Raw genomic sequence first — 769 nt, 5'->3', positions numbered from 1 at the left:
ATTTAAAGGACGATATGTATACGTTAACATAACAACTTTATTTCATGTTATACCAATTGAAATTACATGGTTTATTCATTTTGTATTATAATAAATTTACTACCATTTATTAATTTTTCCTCCTATTTATTTAAATTAGATTTAATTAGGACATTACTAATTCGAGATATATTTCTAAAAATTTATAGTTCGAGTGCATAATACCCTAATTTTTTCAACTTTTCGATTATCATTTTTTTCTCAATATAGTCCAAACCACCAAATATATGCCGAATCGCCTCTTTATGCTGAGGAAAAATACTATCCATTAACTGAATACCATCTGAAGTAATTGACGCATACGTGACACGGCGGTCTTTTGGACATGGTTTTCGTATTAAGAACCTCTTCTTTTCCAACTTATCCACTACATACGTGATACTACTACTTGCAAGTAATATTTTCCCTCCAATTTTTTGTATAGGCTGATCGCCTTTACTATATAGTAGCTCAAGCACTGCAAATTCAGTTGGATTAAGTCCATAACTTTTTATATCCTCTTCAATACGCTTAGTAATTGCCTGTGCTGCCCTTGATAATGTAACAAATAACTTTAAAGATAAGCTCTCATCATTAATCACACTCATAATTACCAATCCTTTACAAGTTATCTTGAATTCGAGATTTATTATATTATCGTCGAAATATTATGTCAATAATTCATTTTAGTTTTATTAAGCCCCTTATCATTTATTTCTCAACATAAGAAATATGGAATTAGAAGAAAAAA

1 protein-coding gene is annotated in these 769 nt (G+C 29.0%); it reads right to left on the bottom strand.

Features of this window, described 5'->3' with window-relative positions; genetic code table 11:
- Positions 1-182: 182 nt before the first annotated feature.
- Complete coding sequence (locus DN403_RS30845; RefSeq protein WP_000111431.1) at positions 183-626, bottom strand: MarR family winged helix-turn-helix transcriptional regulator; 444 nt, start codon at positions 624-626, stop codon at positions 183-185.
- Between the last annotated feature and the right edge of the window lie 143 nt (positions 627-769).

The organism is Bacillus sp. AY2-1 (genome assembly GCF_008368965.1).
Taxonomy (GTDB): domain Bacteria; phylum Bacillota; class Bacilli; order Bacillales; family Bacillaceae_G; genus Bacillus_A; species Bacillus_A thuringiensis_S.
Note: the sequence above shows the minus strand (reverse complement) of the source record. Positions and strands in the feature narration are given on the sequence as shown.